The sequence below is a fragment of the Frigoribacterium sp. AC759 genome (genome assembly GCF_979256015.1).
Genome location: NZ_CEEDMT010000155.1, coordinates 1 through 245, shown reverse-complemented (window position 1 = coordinate 245; position 245 = coordinate 1). Strand labels below are relative to the sequence as shown.

General features: G+C 69.0%; 1 protein-coding gene. It reads right to left on the bottom strand.

Going from position 1 to position 245, the window contains the following annotated elements; all coding sequences use genetic code 11:
* A partial coding sequence (locus ACZ6JE_RS15470) for a hypothetical protein (protein WP_464319522.1) occupies positions 1-245 on the bottom strand: 245 nt, incomplete at both ends.

Below are 245 nucleotides of genomic sequence, written 5' to 3'. Positions count from 1 at the left end.
GTCGAGCTGCTGCTGACCGGCGGTGAGCTGGTCTTGCGCCGCGTCGATCTGCGACTGGCCCGCCTCGAGCGGCGCGGTGCCGTCGGTGATCTGCTGACGACCGTCGGCGACCTGCTGCTGCGGATCGTCGAGCTGCTGCTGCGTGTCGAAGGGGTTCGTGCTGCCCTTGACGTCGTCGAGCTCTTCGGTGGACGACAGCAGATCGCCGACGGCGGTCTTCTGGGCGTCGGTGAAGGGGGCGTCGT